Below are 20,998 nucleotides of genomic sequence, written 5' to 3'. Positions count from 1 at the left end.
TTGCAGTTCAAAATTCTATTAAATAGAATCTTTACGTTATTTATTTCGATGAATGGGCGTTTGCCTTAGACGAACCTTTTCCTTCTATTGACGAAGTAAAATAGTAGCTGAAAGAAAAGTAGAACAAGCATTGAGATAATTTGCATTTCGACTACCTGCTCTAACGAATTGTGAAATAAAACGATTAGAATGATTTGCGTTAAGCCAAGAAGGGCAGAGATGATAACCGGAAGAAATTTACCAGTGGATAAGAAGTAATATGCAAAAATATTTGCAACGGCAAAAATCGATGTAGCCAAAGCATATTTCCACAATAGTGGAGCGATACTCAAGTAGCTTTTACCAAACAATAGTAAAACAACAAAGTCGGGGAAGAGGAAGCATACCGAAGTAATTACCGCAGCCAACATAACAACATATCCGACATACCTAAGTAAAGTAGGCGCAGTATCTTCTTCGTTTTTATGCTTTTCGATAACTTCTGGCAACAATAACATCACAAACATCCACGTCACAAAATAGACGACTCTTCCGATAAGAGCGAGTGACGCATATACGCCTGCCTGATCGTTTGAAAAAAAGTGCTTTACCAAAAGGATATCACTGTTATTTATGATAATTTGCGTGAGTTCGTAGAAAGCTGTGAGTGAAAAAAAGATAGCAATCTCACGGGAACTGATCTCAGATGTCGAAAAAACTTTGTTACTTTTTAGTATTCGTTTTTGGAACGGGAATAATCCAACAATGCACGAAAGCAAAATTCCTAGTGCAATAGTTATAGAACTGGGAATTATTGAAACTAATGCAATTAGGAAAATAGTAACGAACAATCTTACAATCATTTCGTTTTGATAGGTAACAGACATTGCATTTAATTGGTGTTTTCCCTGAAAAAGCCCTCTGTTTACACTAATAAGGAAGTACAACGGAACACTTAGCCCAAAAATTAAAAACATTTCGTGTGTTTCTGTCTTTAACAATTGTTGTAAGGTTTTCGCAAATACGGCTATCAACAAACCAATAGCAAATCCGGCCAATAAAGCTGCTCTACTCAAAAGCTTCAAAACCGTATTTAATTTCACTGAATGATATAAAACGGCGTACTTGGAAGTCACGATTTGAAATGTCATTCCTAAAAAAGAAAGTACCAACAACAGCGTAATTAAAATTGCTGCATCTGCAAAAGCCGCCGGAGTTAATAGTCTTCCGAGAATTAAATTGTATGTGTAATTCCCAATATTGACAACCAGCATGCTGCCCATAAAAAACTGCTGAGCACTTAGACGTTTTAGATGCATTTTTTAAGGTTTGGTGTTTCTAAAATGTTTTCCTGCAATAAGTTACAATACATCTCTTTGAAGAATGTAACTTAGTCTTTCTGTCTGGAATTGTTCGCTGATTTTTGAATTCTCTTGCCCAATGATAAAAAGAACTTTGTTGTGCGACATTGCTTTTTTGTATAGTGAAGCTATTGCTGAAATAGCCGTTTTATCGATATCTGAAAGATTGTTGAGTGATAAGGTTACAATTTTAGATCGATCTAATAATTTATCGAAATGATCGTAAAGCGAAATCACATTTTGAGAATTTAGATCGCCGATAATTTCAAAAACTCCTGAGTTGTTAGTTATTTGTAAAGCCATAATTTTTACTTGTTGTAGTTTATTTTTTGTTTTGACGCTGCGAAGATGCTTCGGCTTTCTCTTTTTGGCGCGTAGATTTCGACGAATGCCCGTTTACTGTAGATGAAATATGTGCCTTTATCCCTAATTTGCACACGTTATCCATTAACTTTCGACGAATGAACCACTTCTGCAGAATTACCTTATTATTTTTCATATTCTTTAGCAGCTATTCACAGAATATGGAGGAAGGCTTTTCGCTGCTAGAACGTGGCGATTTTAAACAAGCTGAAACCTTTTTCGATGCTGTACTTAAAAGCTATCCACAAAACAAAACGGCCCGATTGTGTTATGCTAGAGCCGTAGGTCTTAGTGGGAAACCCGAAAAGGGACTAGAACTTTTCACTATCTTAAATCAAGAGTTCCCTAACGATTTGGAAATTAAACTGAATTACGCCGAAGCTTTACTTTGGAATAAACGGTTTGAAGATGCGGAAGTGTTTTACGGAAAGTTGATTTTGGAAAATCCGGATAATTTTGTCGCTAATTTAGGTTATGCAAATACCTTATCTAATCTTCAATCGTATAGCAAAGCCTTAGAATACATTACGAAAGCTATTGCTTTAGCGCCCGAAAATAATGGAGCTAAAGTTTCTAGGAAGTACATTAAATTAGGGTATGCAAATGAAAAAGTAAAAGAGAAAGATTACCAGGGAGCAGAGGCATTTTACGATGAAATTCTATGCGATTTCCCTAACGATCAAGAAACCTTACTCAATAAAGCTAATTTGTATCTGATTACAAAGAACATCGAAAAAGGTAAAGCGGTGTATAATTTGCTGGGAAAAGAAAACCCGCTCATTGCTCTAAATGGCCTCGCATTAGTTGAACACATCGACGGAAAAGATAAAGCATCATTAAAACTATCAAATCAAGCCATTGCGGCATTAACAACAACGACGGGAGAACGATTGGTAAAACAGACGCAAGAGCGCCACGTTCAAGCCTTAATTTGGAATAAGAAATATCGTGAAGCTGATTTGGAAATAAAACAATTAACTGCTCGATATGGAAACGAAAATTGGGTTTTAGCGCTATCAGCCACTTTAGCAATTTACATCAGCGAGTTCAAAGACAGCATAAAGTATTATCAGCTTATTTTAGATGCGGATTCAAAGTCGTTCGACGGAAATTTAGGAATTGCTAATGCCTATTTTGCTAATGGCGAAACCGAAAAAGCATATGCTGCTGCTTATAAAACACTAACTATTTTCGAAAAGCAAAACGACGCCACCAACTTTTTAAAGAAGTTGCACGAAGAGCATACGCCCTTTATAGAGGAGCGATTTAGTTATTCTTTCGATAATGGAAACAATACCGCATATACGTCAAGAACCTTAGTGTCGGTGCCTGTTTCACAAAAATGGTCAATCAACGGAAACTACCAGTATCGTAAAACTGGGAATAAAGTTGTCGATTTAAACGCCAAATCTAATGATGTGTTGCTCGGTTTTGGTTATAAATTTCATCCTAAAGCAAGTTTTTACTTTGATGCCGGAATTACCTCGGCAAGTACCAACAGCAGCAGCTATACCGAAGCATTATTTAACGCATATTTCAAAGTTAAACCCTATAAATTGCAGGATTTGGAAGTTGGGTATCGCCGCGAATTGCAAAATTTTAATACCGAATTGATTGATCGACAAGTAGCAACCAACAATTACTATTTGAACTACAATGTTGGAACTAACTTTAATCTCGGCTGGTTTACGCAGTACTTTTACACATCTCAAACAGATAACAACACCAGAAATTTACTATTCACATCGTTGTATTATTCGATACTTCCTAAGTCGGGTTTAAAAGCGGGTTTAAATTACCAGTATATTACTTTTAAAGATCAACTTCCTACTTTTTACTTCAGCCCGGCGCGTTTTAATGCCTACGAAGTTTTTGTAGATTTCTTAAAGGACGAAAAAGCGATCCAGTCTAAACAACTTTTTTACAACATCAACGCGGCTTTCGGATATCAATTTATTGAATCAAACGATAAGCAATCAACGTATCGTTTTCAATTGCGATTTGGTTATAAATTTTCAGATCGATTGCTTGCCAATTTGTATGGAGGAAGAAGTAATATCGCATCGGCCTCTGTAGCCGGTTTTACTTTTACTGAAATGGGGGTACGCTTGAAATGGAACCTATTTAGCGTTCCTATTTTTAAAACGCAAAAGAATGATGAAACAACAAAGGCTGTCGATTGACAGCCTTTTTAGATTCTAAAAACTAAGACGATTTAGTTTTTAAGAAGTTTGGTAAACAACTTTTTGTTTTCATCTGTGGTAACTTCTAGAAAGTAAATTCCATAGGTTAAGTTTTCCGTATTGATGGAAACTTCATAGTTGAGTTGATCAACCTCTTTCTTTCCATAATCAACAACTCTACCCATTTGATCTATTATTCTGATAAACACAAAATTAGATTGCGTAGGTAAAACTAAAGTTGTTGAGTTGTGACAGGGATTTGGATAATTATATAATGGATTGAAGGATAGAGGTTCGTTTGGTGTTATTGCTAAAGTGGATGCATTTCCAAAAGTTACATTTGACACGCTGATACTAAAAGGTTGGTAGCTGTTATAATTTCCAGAAGTAGAAAATACTATGTCTTTTACATTTTCTTGATTGTAAGCTTCGCCAAATGTGTTAACAAAATCCGTTAGTGGAATTGTTATTTCGGTTTCGGTTTCGTGTGCGGGAAGTGAAATGCGCAATCTGTTGTTCCAATTGCTTAAGCCTTGCGTAACTAAAACAACTTCAACAGGCAAGGTGTTCTTTATCGTAAAGCGAATCGAACTGTAGCCCGAAGTATCAAAAGTAAGTTCGCCCGGCAAAATATTTCTAAACAAATTTACAGTTCCATAAACCGAGCCTGTTACTGTGGCATTTCGTTCAATTTTATATTCATCTGCTTCAACTGGCGTGTTATCGTTAGTGATTTCGAATTGGGTAACAGTAGTTTCCGACTCGATGTAGTCTAAACCCCACGGACCATCGGCCAAGTAAAGCGCATCAAATTGCGTCGCATTATTGCCTTGGATCGTAAAACCGATATCAAACAATCCGCCTGTATTTATGGTTATTTCTTGCTCGTAGCTACCCGTAAGCGGGATATTTTGCGCAACAGTTTCAAGTGATGCAAGCTCTGTTTCCTTCTTATTACCTAAAAAGGTTACGCTTGTAGCTGCTGTTTTATTGATTAGATTGAGCTTTAATGCACCATTTTTATAAAAGCCGTTTTTCACAAACACAGTTGGTATTCTATTTGTTAAAAAATCTTCTGTTAAAGGTGCTTCATTTTGAAATTGACTTAAAATATAATTTGTTATACTACAAACTTGCCCCATAGATGAACCCCAAACCTGAAAATTACAGTAATTGCCACTCGGATATTGTCCGATATTCCAATAGCTGTGCAGTTTATTCTCCTCGGTAAGTTGCTGTACCGAAAAGTTCAAACCGTATTCTAAAGCGCCGTTAGCTCTTCTGATCTTAATCATCACAATTTCATAGCCGTTTAGCATAAGAGTTCTCACATCTTCTAGACTTGAATTGTTTAAGCGATCGCAAATTGCTTTCGAATGACCGTAGATTCCGTTTGACGTTTGTGTAGCTAAAACGGCCGCAACTCTTGTAGTACTTTGATAGTAGTCAACCGAGTAGACTTGCAACGCATTGGTAATTCCAATCAAATCTGTTGGACTTGATACATACGTAGACTCGTTTCCGAACATACCAGTTTGCGGAAGTAAAGCAGCGAGATTTATAGAAGAATTACTGCGGAATTGAAGTGTGTTGTCTGGAGCAAAAACGCTCTGTTTATCTTTGGTATCGGCGTAGCTGTTCGTTTTCACTCTACTGAAATTTCGCTTTGCAATTAAGGTAGCTAAATCTCCGGTACTTTCTAAACCACCATTGTTTGCAGAGGAAACGTCGGTTGCTGATGTGATATCTGCGGTATTATTTAGCCTCATTGCTACGTAAGGATTGGCAGTAACGTAGAAAACGGCATCGTTAAAATCGTTATCGCAACTACCGAAATCTCTGCGAATATCTTCAAAACCTAAAATAATTCTTTGATTTTCAACGTCATTCAACAAAACGTTGTGCTGTCGTAGGTTTGGATCTGATTCCGGGTTAAAATCTGGGTTAGAAAACAAGCGCCACAAGCCGTTTGTTACAGAAGATCCGTTCCAGCCATTCGCTAACAACACCCAGCCAATGCCCGTCCCTGCAGGGAATGTTCCTATTTTTACTTTGTGTCCTGCCACTAAAGAACCGCCACTACCAGCGGCAGATACATTTGGAAAAACGATGGTGATCTGACTTGCCGTAGGTGGAGTTGTTGGTGGGTTGTTTATATCGTACGTATAAAAGCCCAGTACGTTTCTGTAGCCTGCACCTTCACTTACAAATGTCACCCAAACATCGGCCATGCTGTCTAGAATTACGTCTGTATCATATCCCGACGATATGTACTGCGGATTGTAGGTGGGCACCGGATAATTCTCGGGTAGTGAGTTATTAATTAGTGTCATTGTTGATGCACTTATAACATCACTTTGTGCAAAATAAAGCGGTGTACCGTCGGCGGTAAAACTCCCAAGATACTGAAAGCTTTGTGCCGATGCGAGTGAAGTAGCTAACACCAAAACAGATATTAGTAAACGTGTCATAATTAAAAATTTAAATGTGACACAAAACTAATTCGGCAAGTTGTCCTGCTTTTGATTTTTAGTTTACAGTATTCAGAAGTGTAGACGAAATGTGAAAAAGCGTAGATGAATGATTATAGGAGATTTAAGCGATTCATGAGCTCGGCTTTGTTCGACCGACTTACCGGTATCACATCTTTTGCAATTAGAACGCTATTATCTTCTATATCGATGATTTTTTTTGTGTTGATAATATACGATCGGTGCACTTTTAAAAATAAATCTTTAGGTAATTTCTCTTCAATTTTTTTCAATGTAGAGTGTACCAAATAGTTTTTTCCGTCGGTTTTTATTTGCGAATAGTCTCCTTTTGCTTCTACAAAATTCACCGATGCAAATTCGATTTTGATTAATCGCCGATCTATGTTGATGTAGAATTCTTTTGCCGTGTCTTGTGGCTCCTGATTTTTAGTTTCGGCCGAAACAGGAAATGTAGTTAAGGCAGTGCTCGCAGCTTTTTGAATTGCTTTTAGAAATCGGTCTTCGGTTATTGGTTTTACTAGATAATCAACAATACATTCATACTCAAATGCTTCAATAGCAAAGTTTTTGTCGGAAGTAACCAAAATTACTTTAGGCGGATTTTTTATTGTTTGTATAAAGTCAAAGCCAGTAAAAGCAGGCATATGAATATCGAGGAAAATCAAATCAACCTGATTTTGATTTAAATATTTAATTGCTTGTATGGCATCGGAGAACGACTGGACTAATTTAAGCTTCGGGTTGTTTTCAATCAGCTGACCCATGATGGCACGTGCCATTTCTTCGTCGTCAATAACAATGCAATTCATACCGCAATCGGAAATTATAGTTCTTCAACAAATCGCTGCATGACGTATAGAATTTCTTCGAATTTATCTTGCAGCAAAGTGCTTTTATTTTTCAAAAGTTCTTCAAATTCCTCAGCAATATAATAACTTTTTTCAAGACCTAACAGAGATATTTTGTGTTTCAATTTGTGTACACATTGCGCGGCATCAGCTAAATCGTTGTTTTTGAGGTGGTTTCTGTAAATAGCTATTTCCTCTGGTAACTCTCGCTTTAAGATTGCAATCATTCTTGCTTTAAAATCATAGTTGTCGCCCGAGAGTTGTTCGATGTATTTATTGTTGGGTTGTTCCATGGTTTTTTGGGAAAGTGAAATAAAAAGTAGTTCCTTCGTGCTCTTTGCTTGTGAGCCAAATTTTACCCTTGTATAGATCGATAATCTTTTTGACAATTGATAGGCCTATTCCCGATGATGCATCGTTGTTATTTAACTTTGAAAATACTTCGAAAATCTTTCCTTGATAACGTTCCGCAATGCCTATTCCGTTGTCTTTGACGTAAAAAAGCAGTTCGTTTTCGGCTTCTGAACTTCCAATTTTAACTTCGCCCAGACTTTTATCGTTGTATTTAATGGCATTTTGAATAAGATTTTGAAACAACTGATTAAAGCGGTACTGATTACCATGAATTTTGGGCAAGGTATTTTCAATAGTTATCACTACATTTTCTGGCACGTAAATTCCTCGAATGACTTCATTAACCAAATCATTTATATCGATAGTTCGATCTTCTACTTCTTGCTTTTCTACGGAAGAATAAATCAAAATCCCTTTAATAAGGCGGTCCATTTTTTCAACATTCGATAAGATAGAAAGCATGGTTTTTTTATTCGCTTCGGTCAGCAGAATAGCATTATCTTCCATAAACCAATTTATGAGCGTATCAATGCTGCGCAAGGGTGCTTTTAAATCGTGCGATACCATATGGGCGTATTCATTTAATGCGCGATTTTGTTTTTCCAGATTGATAAGTAATTCTTCTCGCTGTTGGTTAATCCTGATAATTTCGACAGATTGCGCTTTGATGAACTCGGCTGATTTTAAGGTATCTGTATTAGAAAATCGGGCAACATCGAGTTTCATGGAGTTTAAAATAGACTCCAAATCGCGATTGATTTCTTTTAAACTCTCGGCTTCTTCACGGAGTTTTTGATTGGCAGCGTACAATTCGTCCGAACTAATTTTCATAGCACGTTGGAGCATTGCAATCTGCTCCTCGTAATTTTCGTAAGAACTTTCGACTGCGTTAAGAAACAAAGCGATCTCTTCCTGATTGCCTTCCAAATACTTACCTATTTGTCTTTTCAACAAGGAATTCATTATTCGCTAATTAAGGTTAGAGTCATCGTTTGGTTATGTAATTGACAATTGGCAGTATCGTTAAAAGGCGCTATTTCACCGTAAGAATAAAAGCCACAAATCGCTGTGTGGTTTCCTAAGATTTCCTGTACTTGTTCGATTTCTTCTTCTACACGCTGATTCAATACTAATTTCCTTCCTATACAGCTTACAAGTATTGCTAGTTGAGGTTCTGTTTTTCTGTTTTTCATGGCAAGCTCGGCCGCACGCTCAGCTCCCGCAACGATCCCGTCTACAGCTGCCATCATTAACTGCACTCTCGAATTTACGGGAACATCTCCGGCAAGTATCATCGAGTTGTTATTCTCGTTAATTTTGAGAATTGTTCGAACAACGGGCTCAGTTGTACCTTCCGGTGTTACATTTAACGGATACAATAATGATGCTTGTGGTAATTTGCTTGCTTTTTCTCCCAAATACTTTTTATATAAGTCCAGGGCTGGTTGATCGTCGATTTCAAATAAAATATTACTTTTCGCTCGAGTAACTTTTCGCTCGGGGCCAAAAGGCAACCAACCGCCAAAACTAGCGAAACTAATTTCTAGAGAATTTCCATAAAAACCGATTAAAACTACTTCTCCTTCTTTAGGATTGTCTTTATAAGAAGCTAAGGTTTTTTCGAATCTATCATCGTCGCCACAAAGGCCTCCAGTTATTGACAAGTTCGGATAAAGCTTGTTTTCAATACCTTCAATTAATGAACTTCCGTTCACAAAACTCCCCTCAGATAATACAAAGAAGTGCTTTAAATCCGATTTAGGTATTTTGTCGAATAATTCTTTGCCTAAATTTTTTGCTTTTTTATTGAAATCTAAAACATTTGCGGTTACGATTTTAAAACTACTTTTCTCAAATTCAATAGCAGTTACGGCAATTGAGTTATCGGTAACTTCTTTGCCTATTATTTCGCCGCAAGTTGAACCAAATACAAGATGCTCGTAGGGGAATTGTGTGCGTATGTCTGCTAAAACCTCTTCATTTTCTAGTGCATATCGATTTGCAAAAATTAAAACCAACGGATTGTTTAAACGCTGATTCTCTGTAATAAACACCCATGGTTGGTTTCCAATTTTTGAACCTTGAACTATCTTCACTTGTGTATTTTTATTTTTTCAATTTAATATAGAACGTCGAGCCGAGACCGACTTGGCTGTCAATCCAAATTTCACCGTCGTATAAGTCTATTATTTTCTTCACAATCGAAAGACCAAGCCCGGTCGATTTGTCGCTGGAACCAAGAGATTGGAATATTTTAAAGATTTTTTCTTGGTTTTTCTTTGCAATTCCTTGTCCGTTATCGCGGATAGAAAAAAGATGGTATTTCGGTAGTGTTTGACATTCAATCTCGATAAATCCCTGAGGTTTATCGATGTAATTTACAGCGTTGCTGATTATGTTTTGAAAAAGTTGTTGAATTCTAAATCGGTCGGCTTTTATGACAGGCAAATCGCTTTTTATCGAAATGGAAATATGTGCAGGAATGTGAATAATGTTTATGATATTTTGAATAATCTCCGAAGTATTAATCTTTTCGATGGCCACATCGGCTTTATCAATTTTTGCATAAGTGAGAATTCCTTCGATGAGATGGTCCATTTTTTCCACTTTATTTTCCATCATTTTAAGGTATTGCAAGGTTTGCTTACTAAATTCTTTGTCGTTGTCTTCTCTTATCCAGGTAATTAGAGAATGAATGCTTCGTAAGGGCGATTTTAAATCATGTGATACAATCGCCGCATAATCTTCAAGCTCTTTGTTACTTTTGGCTAAACTATCTAACAGGAACTCTCTTTGCTGTTCAAATTCTTTCTTCTTCGTTATATTTTCTTCGATAAAGAAGAACTTTATGAGCTCCTGATTCTTATTGTACAAGGCTTGACCTTGAATGCTTACCCAGTGTTTTTCGCCGTTCTTTGCATAAATGCTGATCTCACAATTAAAAGGCTCACCCTTACTAATGTGTTCTTTTAAAGAGGCAATCGTTTCGGCATTGGCTTCGGGGCCTTGCAGCAAATCACTACGCTTTCTCCCTAAAACTTCCTCTTTTGAAAATCCTGAAATGTTCAAAAAGCTCGAATTTACCCATTCAATTGTGCCTTCTTTATCGGTAATAACGACGGCATTAATATTCTTTTCCGCGATAAGCGACAGCATTTGTAGCTGTTCTTCTTGTTCTTTTTGCTCGGTAATGTCGAGATGAATACCTATTGAACCCGTTATATTTCCGTTAAGGTCATAGTTTGGTGCGCCGCTGATAAGCCAGTGTCTTTTATCACCTTTTTTGTTAACAATCTTTACTTCGTAGGAATCTGTAACCCCTTTCCTACGCATTTTTATTTTGTTGTCAATGACATGCTGGCTGTCAAATGGCACTAATAATTCAGCTGCTTTTTTTCCTTGTAATTCCGCTGCTGAGTAGCCACTAATTTCCGTGAAACTGTTGTTGGACAAGGTAATTACATCATTTAAATCCACTTCAAGTAGCCCTAAATTCATGTTTGCAATTATTCCCTGGTATTTACTTTTTTCTAACTCTAAACTCTCTTGGTAGCGTTTTTTTAGAGAAATATCTTCGAGCATTGCAAAGTATTGTTTTACCTTACCTTGTTCGTCGAAAATAGGTTGTCCTTTGGTTCTTGACCAAAAATGGCTACCATCTTTTCTCCCGTGAATTAAGTCTACTTCAAAAGGTTCGCCATTGTAAAACGGCTTGAGCATTTTTGAAAAATCTTCTGTATTCGTATGTTTACACTTTCCTATTTCAACTGGAGTTTTACCTAAAATGTACTCTTTCGAATAGCCAGTTAAATTTAGATAAGCATCGTTACACCAAAAGATAATGCCGTCTGGGTAGGTGAACACAATTCCGTTTTCATTGGAACTTGCAACAAGCGACAAACGTTCAAATTCGGCGTTATTCTTTTTTTGTTCTGTGATATCTCGACCGTAGATATTGATGTACCTTTCTTCTTTAAGACTCTTGCAAACAAACGAGTAGTCTTTAGCGCCGGATTGTGTCTCAAATGTGAAACGCTCTTGATCAATATCGATTTGATTAATAATAATTTTAAAGAATTCATCAGGGGGATATGCTAAACCTTGATAATTAAAGTGAGTAAGTAGCTCTGCGGCCGGGTTTCTTTTGAGTAAATTTCCGTCAAAATCGATGCGAATTAATGGATCCGGATTTTGAGTAGGAAATAAGGCAATATCGTGTATCTCTTTATTTGCCCGCTTTAATTCATTCTTTTGTTTATTGATTGTTTCTAAGGTCTCTTTTAATTCGTTGGCCGAGATCTCTTGATTTTTCAAAACATGCAACAAATCTAAAAGCGGATCGTGAATAGCGAAATCATTAATCGTGAGGTTTTTTTCTACTGCTTCATTCATGGAATTGAACCATGGAGATCCAACAAACAATAATTGATCTTCTAAGCGTTCAAATTGCCCACGAAGGGAAATGCCATCAAGTCGACTTTCAATAACAACTAATTGCTCCTTGTAGCTGTTTAAGCTTTCAAAATTAAGATCTTCTAAGTACGGCCTTTTTAGTGTGAAAAAGTGGGAGAAAGAAACTTCTGTTTTTAGATTTGGACATATTTTCGCAATACTTTTTCCAAACCCAAGTATATCGAAATTTGAATCGATTAGAATAAAATAAGGGAATAACTTATTAAAAGATTCTTCTTTAAATTTAAATTCTAATCCACTCATTTTTTTACCAGCTTATTTTGAAGATTTCATGACTGCTGCCTTCGTTTCGGCTTTGCAGTAATTCAATCGTTGTTGGTGTTTTGTACATGATGCCGAGCCCTTGAATTAATCCTCGTACAAATTCCTGTAAACCTTCGCGTTTCGAAAAATAATGTAAGTGAATACTGTTTTCTGTTACATCACTTATTTTAAATTCGGGAGGTGTCAGTTTTGGATAAATCAGCATTACACGGTTGTGAAAGTTAGGCAGATTTATTAAAAAATCTTTCAAATTGCTTCCGCCTGATTGCATCAAACCGGCATACTTTTCAGAAGTTGTTTTTATTACCCACCATTCGCCAAAGGCAACCAACACTTCGCCAACGCTCATATTCATCTCTTCCGATACAGCAACGGCGAGTTTGAATGTAACATCGTCATCATAGGGTTCGCTACTGATAAAGAAATCAATGTCTATGGCACTGCGTTCTTTAATTGCTTCCCATTTCTGTTCGCCAAAGTTAGCAATTACCAAGTCTTCAATGGCCTTGTTTACAATTCCGTACATGATATTTTATTGGGAAATTAATTCGTTTGCACTCCAATAATCGAGGGTTTTTTTAATTCGATCGAGATAATCTTCGTACTTCAAAGGTTTTAAAACATAGCCAGCAATGCCAATTTTATAACATTCCAAAACATCTCTATGATTGTTTGAAGTAGTTAAAATTATGGCAGGTATGTATTTTAAATAATCGTCGTCCTTTAAAATCTTCAAAAATTCGATACCGTTAATTCTAGGCATATTCAAATCTAAGATAATAATATCTGGAATGACATCCTTTTGTTCTAAAATACCTATAGCTTCTTCACCATTATTAGCTTCAATGATCTTGTGCTTCAGGTTTAAAGTACTAAGCACCCTATTAAATTTCATTACTTCTATCGCATCATCCTCAATCAAAAGTATATTTAGTGATCTCCCCATTTTCTAAGTATAATTATCCAAAGTTAAATGTACTTGCAAAGAAGCTCTATCGCATTTATTTTTCGCCAGATCCCCGCTTACTGTAGTTCAACGACGCAAAAGTGTCGACGAGCGGTGCCGATTTTTTAATGCAACTTCATTAGAAAATCTATAGTCAACTTACGCGAATAGTAAACTATGATTTCATGCTATCAAATCTTTCTGATTAATAGTCTCGGTTTACAGGTTTTTGCGCAAATTCGGGAGTCGGTTGCACAGCTTTACTATGTTTTCTATGTACCTATGTGGTCCACTGTATTTAAAAGTGGTATGGAGTAGAGATTTAAAGATTTCGAGATTAAAAGATTGAAAGATTTCGAGATTTAAAGATTTAAAGATTGAAAGATTGAAAGATTGAAAGATTGAAAGATTAAGAGATTTAAAGATTAAGAGATTGAAAGATGGTTTGTTCAACTACAAGTCTATACTATCAAATCTTTGTCATTAAAGTGTAGCGATTTTACGGGTTGTTGCGCAAATTCGGGAGTCAGTTGCGCAGCATTACTATGTTTTCTATGTGCCTATGTGGTCCACCGAATATAAAATTGTTTTGAGGTCGAGATTTAAAGATTTAAAGATTCAAAGATTCAAAGATTCAAAGATTCAAAGATTCAAAGATTAAGAGATTTAAAGATTTAAAGATTGAAAGATTGAAAGATGGTTTGTTCAACTACAAGTCCATACTATCAGATCTTTGTAGTTTAAAGTCGAGGCTTTAGTGATTTTTGCACAAATTCGGGAGTCAGTTGCGCAGCATTACTATGTTTTCTATGTGCCTATGTGGTCCACCGTATTTAAAAGTGGTATGAAGTAGAGATTTAAAGATTTCGAGATTTCGAGATTAAAAGATTGAAAGATTGAAAGATTGAAAGATTGAAAGATTGGAGATAAGCGAAAAAAGCGAAAAAAGTGAAAAAAATGGAAAAGCTAAAAAAGGGAAAAAAGTTAAAAAAGCGAGAGAGGTTGGAAGTTAGATTGGCTTTTAGCTTCTTTCGATTCTAAAAGTACTTCTTACAGAGGAAAGAACAACCGCTTACAAAAGTTAGTGAATATTCATTCTTTTATTGCTCTGATTTATTGTTTTTTTGATTTTTTCTTTAAGTTCAATGTTTTCTCTTTTTAATTCAATATTTTGGATGTCAGATATATATTTTCCAATGCCGACCGCCACAGTAGCTATCGCTGTCAAAATTAAAACAATTAAACTGTCTGAAAGTTTACTTAAAATATTAGTCGTGGGCTTTTTATAAAGTCCGACATTTTTAATGGTATTGATACAGTCTTCAAGAAATTTTATTGCGTCTTTTTCTTGTCGGTCATGATCTCTTTTAGGCTCTATGCTCCAGCTAAGGTGACGGAAGTATTCATTTTGAAAAGAATTCTCTCCAAAAAAATAGACTATATAAGTTCGAGTTTCGATCGTCCAGCTTTGTGTTCGGTTATCTTTTGAGGTTTGAAGTTTCTCAATTTGTTGTCTTAATATCTCTACTGCTTTATCTGGTTTCATATTACAGTGTCTTTTTGTTAAGGAAATTATTTTCTTAAAACTAACTAATTAAGAGATTTTCAAAAGTGAATAGTATTATTTGGTAAAAGATTGATTTTAGTATATCAATGTAATATAAACCGAAAATATCCACTTTATGAAAACTAATACTAGCTTCGTATTCTATGGGTATCTATTGGAAAAAAATATATCTCAATAGTTTAAATCATTTACACATTTCAAACCTCATCTTTCACGAAGATACGTTTTTTCCACTAAACGTTAGTAACGTATTTTCGCAGCAGCGGCAGAGCGGATTACCCCACAGCGTTGTGCCCGGGGTTCGGGCGCAAGGCGAGGAGTATGAGCGACGACGCGGCCCCACTAAACTACTCTCTTCGTACGGACGCATTTTCGTGGGGGCTGCCCAAAAAAAAACTCAAGTTAGTTGAACGCTCGTGCTCCCCTAAATCCCAGCTTTTTCGCCCAATTCAAACCAGCGCATTTCCTTTTCCTCCAACTTGTCGATCACTGTTTTAAGTTCCAGTGAGGCTTTCTCTATGTCGGTTATCGTGCCGTCCGAAAAGGCTTGCTCCATCCGTTGCTTGTCTTCTTCCAACTGCTTAATCTCGCGCTCGAGTTTTTGAAACTCCTTTTGTTCTGCAAACGTAAGTGCCGACGCCTGTTGCTGTTTCCAACTGTTCTTGTCCGGTTTTGCTTCGGTCTTTTCCGTCGGAACACTGTCTTCATACGCCCGGAAATCCGAGTAATTGCCGGGAAAATCTTCAATCTCGCCCGCTCCGCGAAACACAAAAAGGTGGTCGACAATCTTGTCCATAAAATAACGATCGTGCGAAACCACTAGCAAACAACCCGGATAGTCGAGCAAGAAGTTTTCCAAAACGTTCAAGGTAACTATGTCTAGGTCGTTCGTAGGTTCGTCCAAAATCAAGAAATTCGGATTTTGTATCAAAACCGTACACAAATACAAGCGTTTTAACTCGCCTCCGCTGAGTTTTTCCACATAATCGTGCTGCTTTTTCCGATCGAACAAGAAACGTTCGAGCAAATGTCCGGCAGAAATGGTTTTTCCTTTCGTAAGCGGAATAAACTCGCCGTATTCTTTAATAACTTCGATAACTTTTTGCCCCGGCTTCGGATTGATGCCGCTCTGCGTGTAGTAGCCCAGTTTTATTGTGTCGCCAATAATCACTTTTCCACCATCGGCGGGTAAATTTCCGGCAACCACGTTTAAGAAAGTCGATTTGCCCGTTCCGTTTTTTCCGATAATGCCAATTCGTTCGCCGCGCTGAAAGTTGTAATCAAATTGGTTTAAAATGGTTTTCTCGCCAAAGTTCTTACTCACTTTATGCAGCTCAATTACTTTGCTGCCCAGGCGCTCCATGTTTATTTCCAGTTCCACCACATTGTCTTTCCGACGTTGTTGCGCCTTTTCTTTGATTACGTAAAAGTCGTCTTGACGCGATTTCGATTTCGTAGTACGGGCTTTAGGTTGTCTGCGCATCCATTCTAATTCGCGTACAAAGATGTTTTTTGCCTTGTCGATCGATGCATTTTCAGCGGCAATTCGCTCTTCTTTTTTCTGCAAATAATAGGCGTAATTGCCTTTGTAGTTGTAGAGTTTACCGTTTTCCAGTTCCAAAATTTCGTTGCACACGCGTTCCAAGAAATAGCGGTCGTGCGTAACCATGAATAAAGTTATGTTTTCTTTGGCAAAATACGATTCGAGCCATTCGATCATTTCCAGGTCGAGGTGGTTGGTAGGTTCGTCTAGGACGAGTAAATCCGGTCGATCAATAAGAATAATCGCCAAAGCCAAACGCTTTTTCTGTCCGCCAGATAAGTTCTTTATTTTGAGTTTTAAATTGTCGAGTTTAAGTTTGAATAAAATCTGTTTGTACTGCGTTTCAAAGTCCCAAGCTTGGTATTGTTCCATAGCTTCGAAAGCCGCCTGATATTTCTCGCTATCTTCCGGATTTTCCAGTGCTTTTTCGTACTGTTCGATAACTTTTAGAATCGGATTGTCGCTGGCAAAAATGCTTTCTTCGATGGTTAATTCGGCTTGTAATTTAGGTTCTTGCGGCAAATACGCCACTTTAATTCCCTTACGCATAACCACTTGCCCGGTGTCGGCCTCGTCGGTGCCAATAAGCATATTCATCAAGGTCGTTTTTCCGGTTCCGTTTTTGGCAATTAGCGCAATTTTTTGGTCTTTATTGATGCCAAATGAGAGGTCGCGAAACAGTTCACGCTCGCCAAACGATTTGGAGATATTTTCAACCGAAACGTAATTCATGGAGGATTTCTTTGCGGCAAAAGTAGTTTTTTGGGTGTTACCCTCGCCAAGAAATTTTTGTTGAAGTACGTGTCGTCGGGGCTCGGGTCACGCCATTCGCTGCCCCCAATAGCTGTAGAGGTGCTGTTCGGCAACGGCCGCTCGCAGCAGGATTTCCACTGCCGTCGTTAACACAACATTGTTCTCACAGAAAATTTCGTTTTGAAAATTCGTTTGTTTGTATGTTTGCGGCTTTGTGATTTTTAAAACGTAATATTGCAATATTACCTCGTGTAAAACAATCAAAATCAATATTTTAAATTTAGATTTTTTAAGTGTTTTTCGAATGTGTTTAGCGCTCAAATAGATAACGCTATTTATTACTGATACCATGTGAAAAATCGCTTTGGTAAGATTAGTGTTAAGCATTGGTTGAAAGGGAAGGAGCGACTACAACGAATTGGCATGAAGCGTAAAAACGAAAACGTGCCAAGATGCCAAAAAAAAAAGACTGCCCGAAGACAGTCTTTCTTTAACTATGTGGATTTCTATTACGACTTTATCAATTCGAAACTGCGCTTTACAAAAGCAGTTAATTCTTCACCTTTCAACAGGTTTTGCGACAATTTTGCCAAATCGAGCGCCTGTTTTACCAGTTTCGATTGCGCATCGTTATCCGCTGCGTTTAAGATGCGTTCCGCTAGATCAGAGTTGGTATTTACCACCAAATTGTACATTTCGGGCATGCTTCCCATACCAAACATACCGCCGCCCGTAGCACTCATTTCTTTCATACGACGCATGAATTCAGGTTGCGTAATTATAAACGGCGCCGCGCTGCTATCCATAGCCTCTAACTGTACCGTGTAGGTAGGTTTTGGAACAATTTCTTCAACCACCGTCTTTAATTTCTCCTGCTGTTCGTCCGATAATTTCGAAATAACCGCATCGTCTTTCTTGATTAAATTGTCGATATGATCAGCGTCTACACGTACAAAGCTGCGGTTTTCGTTATCGCTTTCTAATTTCTGAATCAAATGTGCCACAATCGGCGAGTCGAGCAGCAGCACTTCGTAACCTTTTGCAGTGGCCGCTTCAATGTATTGGTGTTGCGCATCTTTATTTGCCGCATACAGTACAACTAACTTGCCGTCTTTATCGGTTTGAGCGTCTTTGATTTTTTCTTTCAACTCGTCAAGAGTTAAGAAGGTATCGTTAACCGTTGGGTATAACATAAATGCGCCGGCTTTTTCGTAGAACTTCGGTTCCGACAACATACCGTATTCCAGCACAATTTTAATGTCGTTCCACTTTTTCTCGAAGTCCTCGCGATTTTCCGTGAAAAGCGATTTCAACTTATCGGCCACTTTTCGCGTAATGTAGTTCGAAATCTTCTTCACATTTCCATCGGCTTGCAAATACGAACGCGATACGTTCAACGGAATATCCGGCGAGTCGATCACACCTTTCAACATCGTCAAGAATTCAGGTACAATGCCTTCTACATTATCGGTTACAAAAACCTGATTTTGATACAGTTGAATCTTATCTTTCTGAATTTGTAAATCTGCCGCCAATTTCGGGAAGTATAAAATTCCGGTTAAATTAAACGGATAGTCTACATTCAAATGGATGTTAAACAAAGGTTCGTCGAACTGCATGGGATACAACTCGCGGTAGAAGTTTTTGTAATCTTCGTCGGTTAAATCGGCGGGTTGTTTCGTCCATGCCGGCGTAGGATTGTTTACAATGTTATCTACCTCTTGGTATTCTGTCTGGTAATCTTCAGGTGCATCCTCCGGTTTTGGCAAAGCTTCCTTACGGGTTCCAAACTTAATCGGAATCGGCATAAACTTGTTGTATTTGTTCAACAAGCCTTTGATTTTGCTTTCCTCTAAGAACTCAACCGAATCTTCAGCAATGTGCAAAATAATTTCGGTACCGCGTGTTTGCTTGTCCGCCGCAACTAAGGTAAACTCCGGACTACCGTCGCAAGTCCAATGCGCTGCCGGTTCGTCTTTGTAACTTTTGGTGATGATCTCTACCTTATCGGCCACCATAAAAGCGGAATAAAATCCGAGACCAAAATGACCGATAATGCCCGTGTCTTTCGCACTGTCTTTGTATTTATCCAAGAATTCTTCGGCACCTGAGAAAGCTACTTGGTTGATGTAACGCTCTACTTCTTCGGCAGTCATACCAATACCTTCGTCGATAATGTGCAACTTCTTGCCCTCTTTGTCTATTTTCACTTCAATCTTCGGCTGGCCGTATTCCACACTGGCTTCGCCAATACTCGTTAAGTGTTTGAGCTTTAAAGTTGCATCGGTGGCATTCGAAACGAGTTCGCGCAAAAAGATTTCGTGATCACTGTATAGAAATTTCTTGATCAGCGGGAAGATGTTTTCAACCGAAACATTAATTTTTCCTGTTGTCATAGTCGTTTATGTTTAGTTTTATTCGCTTTCCGCAAAGCAAATCAAGTACCACTGTCAAAAAAAATGACAAATTGTCTGAAATAATTTTACAATTTATTTAGTTAATTCTGCAACCTTTAATTTTAACAGTCTTGTATCTTTGCATGTAATTTAAAACAATTAAAATTGATGAAAAAAATACTTTTTGTGCTCCTGTTATCTGTGAGCTTCCTCGCATGTAAGTCTACTTCGGCAGTAAGTACTAAGGTTGATAACAAAGTGCAGTCTTCGTTAAAAGGAAACTGGATTATACAATCGGTAACCTATCCGAACTCAAACGTTTTTAAGGTAAACTCTTTTCAATTGGCCGACAGTCAGTGTTTCGTTGGAAGTGCTTGGAAATTAGTAGCCAATAACGATTCAGGAACTATGTCAATTGAAAAAGGAGGTTGTCCTTCATTTTCATCGCCAATTAAATGGTACATCAACAAAGAAGGACAGTTTGTGCTAAAAGTGCTTAACGCCGGTGAAAAAGCAAAACGTGTGAAAGACGGATACGTACTTTCGGTGGCCAACGTTACTGAAAGCAGCTTTCAATTAGTTGACGTCGTAGATATCGCCGGAAAACAAACTAGTATCGTTTATCAATTCGTTAAAAATTAAAACATTCTCCCATGAAAAAAATAGGAATTTATACTGTAGCGGCTGCTTTCTTAGTAGCATCTCTAACGAGTTGCGAAGCCGTAAAAAATACGAATAACACACAAAAAGGTGCCGGAATTGGTGCGGTAGCCGGAGCCGTGATTGGCGGTGTTTTAGGAAACAATTTAGGTAAAGGCGGTAACGGTGCCTTAGGCGCAGTTCTTGGTGGCGTAGTTGGCGGTACCGTAGGCGGCGTTATCGGTAACAAAATGGATAAGCAAGCACGCGAAATTGATACTGCCATTCCCGGTGCGGAAGTTGAAAGAGTAGGAGAGGGGATTAAATTAACTCTTGGCGAAAATTCCGTTCGTTTCGAAACAAGTAAATCTACTTTAACGCAGGCAGCTAAAGCGAACTTATTAAAGTTAGAAAAGATTTTTGAGCAGTATCCAGATACAAATATTATCATCTACGGATATACCGACAGCACAGGTCCTGTAGATTTTAACCAAAAATTGAGCGAACAGCGCGTGGCATCAGTTAAACAATATCTGGTAGCAACCGGTATCAAAGCAGAGCGCATCAGTACACAAGGTATGGGTATCGCCGATCCTATCGCTACAAACGATACACCCGAAGGTCGTGCACAAAATCGCCGCGTGGAATTTGCCATCACAGCGAATCAAAAAATGATTGAAGACGCTCAAAAAGAAGTGAAGCAATAAAACAACGCGGGTTCAATTTTCACAGCGAACCCACGTTACGCCTTAAACAATTTTCAAACCGCAAGCGAATACACTCTTGTTTCGTTTGCGGTTTTTTATTTGGGCGTTGCGGCGCTCGGGTTTGCTGCGC

At 37.8% G+C, this 20,998-nt stretch carries 16 protein-coding genes; 3 read left to right on the top strand and 13 right to left on the bottom strand.

Translation table 11 applies throughout. The annotated features are described in order from the left end of the window. Positions 1-65 precede the first annotated feature (65 nt). Positions 66-1,298 (bottom strand): sugar isomerase, encoded by a 1,233-nt coding sequence (locus Q0064_RS09575; protein ID WP_298147728.1) that lies wholly within the window; start codon positions 1,296-1,298, stop codon positions 66-68. Between the two features lie 42 nt (positions 1,299-1,340). Next, on the bottom strand, positions 1,341-1,643 hold the full coding sequence (locus Q0064_RS09570; protein ID WP_298147725.1) for an STAS domain-containing protein: 303 nt from the start codon (positions 1,641-1,643) through the stop codon (positions 1,341-1,343). Positions 1,644-1,801: 158 nt separating this feature from the next. Between Q0064_RS09570 and Q0064_RS09565 the strand changes: the two genes are divergently transcribed. Continuing rightward, positions 1,802-3,886 carry a tetratricopeptide repeat protein gene (locus Q0064_RS09565; protein WP_298147722.1) on the top strand — a complete coding sequence of 695 codons (2,085 nt, stop codon included), beginning with the start codon at positions 1,802-1,804 and terminating at the stop codon, positions 3,884-3,886. A 32-nt stretch (positions 3,887-3,918) separates the two neighbouring features. On the opposite strand, the gene Q0064_RS09560 is transcribed toward Q0064_RS09565, so the two are convergent. The 11 genes from Q0064_RS09560 to htpG form a co-directional block, all read right to left on the bottom strand. Next, on the bottom strand, positions 3,919-6,357 hold the full coding sequence (locus Q0064_RS09560) for a DUF4114 domain-containing protein (RefSeq protein ID WP_298147720.1): 2,439 nt from the start codon (positions 6,355-6,357) through the stop codon (positions 3,919-3,921). 113 nt (positions 6,358-6,470) lie between these two features. Beyond that, complete coding sequence (locus Q0064_RS09555; protein ID WP_298147719.1) at positions 6,471-7,187, bottom strand: LytTR family DNA-binding domain-containing protein; 717 nt, start codon at positions 7,185-7,187, stop codon at positions 6,471-6,473. A gap of 14 nt (positions 7,188-7,201) precedes the next feature. Then, a complete protein-coding gene (locus Q0064_RS09550) occupies positions 7,202-7,519 on the bottom strand; it encodes an Hpt domain-containing protein (RefSeq protein WP_298147716.1) in 318 nt (105 codons plus the stop codon). After that, positions 7,500-8,543: an ATP-binding protein gene (locus tag Q0064_RS09545; protein WP_298147713.1), complete on the bottom strand. Its 1,044-nt coding sequence runs from the start codon at positions 8,541-8,543 to the stop codon at positions 7,500-7,502. The genes Q0064_RS09550 and Q0064_RS09545 overlap by 20 nt, the downstream gene beginning before the upstream one ends. Then, positions 8,543-9,676: an FIST N-terminal domain-containing protein gene (locus tag Q0064_RS09540; protein WP_298147710.1), complete on the bottom strand. Its 1,134-nt coding sequence runs from the start codon at positions 9,674-9,676 to the stop codon at positions 8,543-8,545. Before Q0064_RS09540 ends, Q0064_RS09545 begins: the two co-directional genes overlap by 1 nt. Before the next feature lie 10 nt (positions 9,677-9,686). Further along, the gene (locus Q0064_RS09535) at positions 9,687-12,296 is read right to left on the bottom strand and encodes a PAS domain S-box protein (protein ID WP_298147707.1); all 2,610 of its coding nucleotides are present in this window, start codon (positions 12,294-12,296) and stop codon (positions 9,687-9,689) included. A gap of 4 nt (positions 12,297-12,300) precedes the next feature. Beyond that, a complete protein-coding gene (locus tag Q0064_RS09530) occupies positions 12,301-12,843 on the bottom strand; it encodes a heme NO-binding domain-containing protein (RefSeq protein ID WP_298147704.1) in 543 nt (180 codons plus the stop codon). A 6-nt stretch (positions 12,844-12,849) separates the two neighbouring features. After that, positions 12,850-13,263, bottom strand: a complete 414-nt coding sequence (locus Q0064_RS09525; RefSeq protein ID WP_298147701.1) for a response regulator — start codon at positions 13,261-13,263, stop codon at positions 12,850-12,852. 1,081 nt (positions 13,264-14,344) lie between these two features. Further along, positions 14,345-14,809 (bottom strand): hypothetical protein, encoded by a 465-nt coding sequence (locus Q0064_RS09520; protein WP_298147698.1) that lies wholly within the window; start codon positions 14,807-14,809, stop codon positions 14,345-14,347. 445 nt (positions 14,810-15,254) lie between these two features. Then, positions 15,255-17,105 carry an ABC-F family ATP-binding cassette domain-containing protein gene (locus tag Q0064_RS09515; protein ID WP_298147695.1) on the bottom strand — a complete coding sequence of 617 codons (1,851 nt, stop codon included), beginning with the start codon at positions 17,103-17,105 and terminating at the stop codon, positions 15,255-15,257. Positions 17,106-17,635: 530 nt separating this feature from the next. After that, entirely contained in the window at positions 17,636-19,522 is a 1,887-nt protein-coding gene (gene htpG / locus Q0064_RS09510) for a molecular chaperone HtpG (RefSeq protein WP_298147693.1), read from the bottom strand. A gap of 168 nt (positions 19,523-19,690) precedes the next feature. Here htpG and Q0064_RS09505 point away from each other — a divergent pair, with 168 nt between their 5' ends. Both Q0064_RS09505 and Q0064_RS09500 read left to right on the top strand, forming a co-directional pair. Further along, entirely contained in the window at positions 19,691-20,164 is a 474-nt protein-coding gene (locus Q0064_RS09505) for a lipocalin family protein (protein WP_298147688.1), read from the top strand. 11 nt (positions 20,165-20,175) lie between these two features. Then, positions 20,176-20,868 carry an OmpA family protein gene (locus Q0064_RS09500; RefSeq protein WP_298147685.1) on the top strand — a complete coding sequence of 231 codons (693 nt, stop codon included), beginning with the start codon at positions 20,176-20,178 and terminating at the stop codon, positions 20,866-20,868. Positions 20,869-20,998: the final 130 nt, after the last annotated feature.

It is taken from the genome of Flavobacterium sp., from assembly GCF_027490375.1.
In the GTDB taxonomy this organism is placed as follows: Bacteria; Bacteroidota; Bacteroidia; order Flavobacteriales; family Flavobacteriaceae; genus Flavobacterium.
This window is presented reverse-complemented; position numbering and strand designations above follow the sequence as displayed.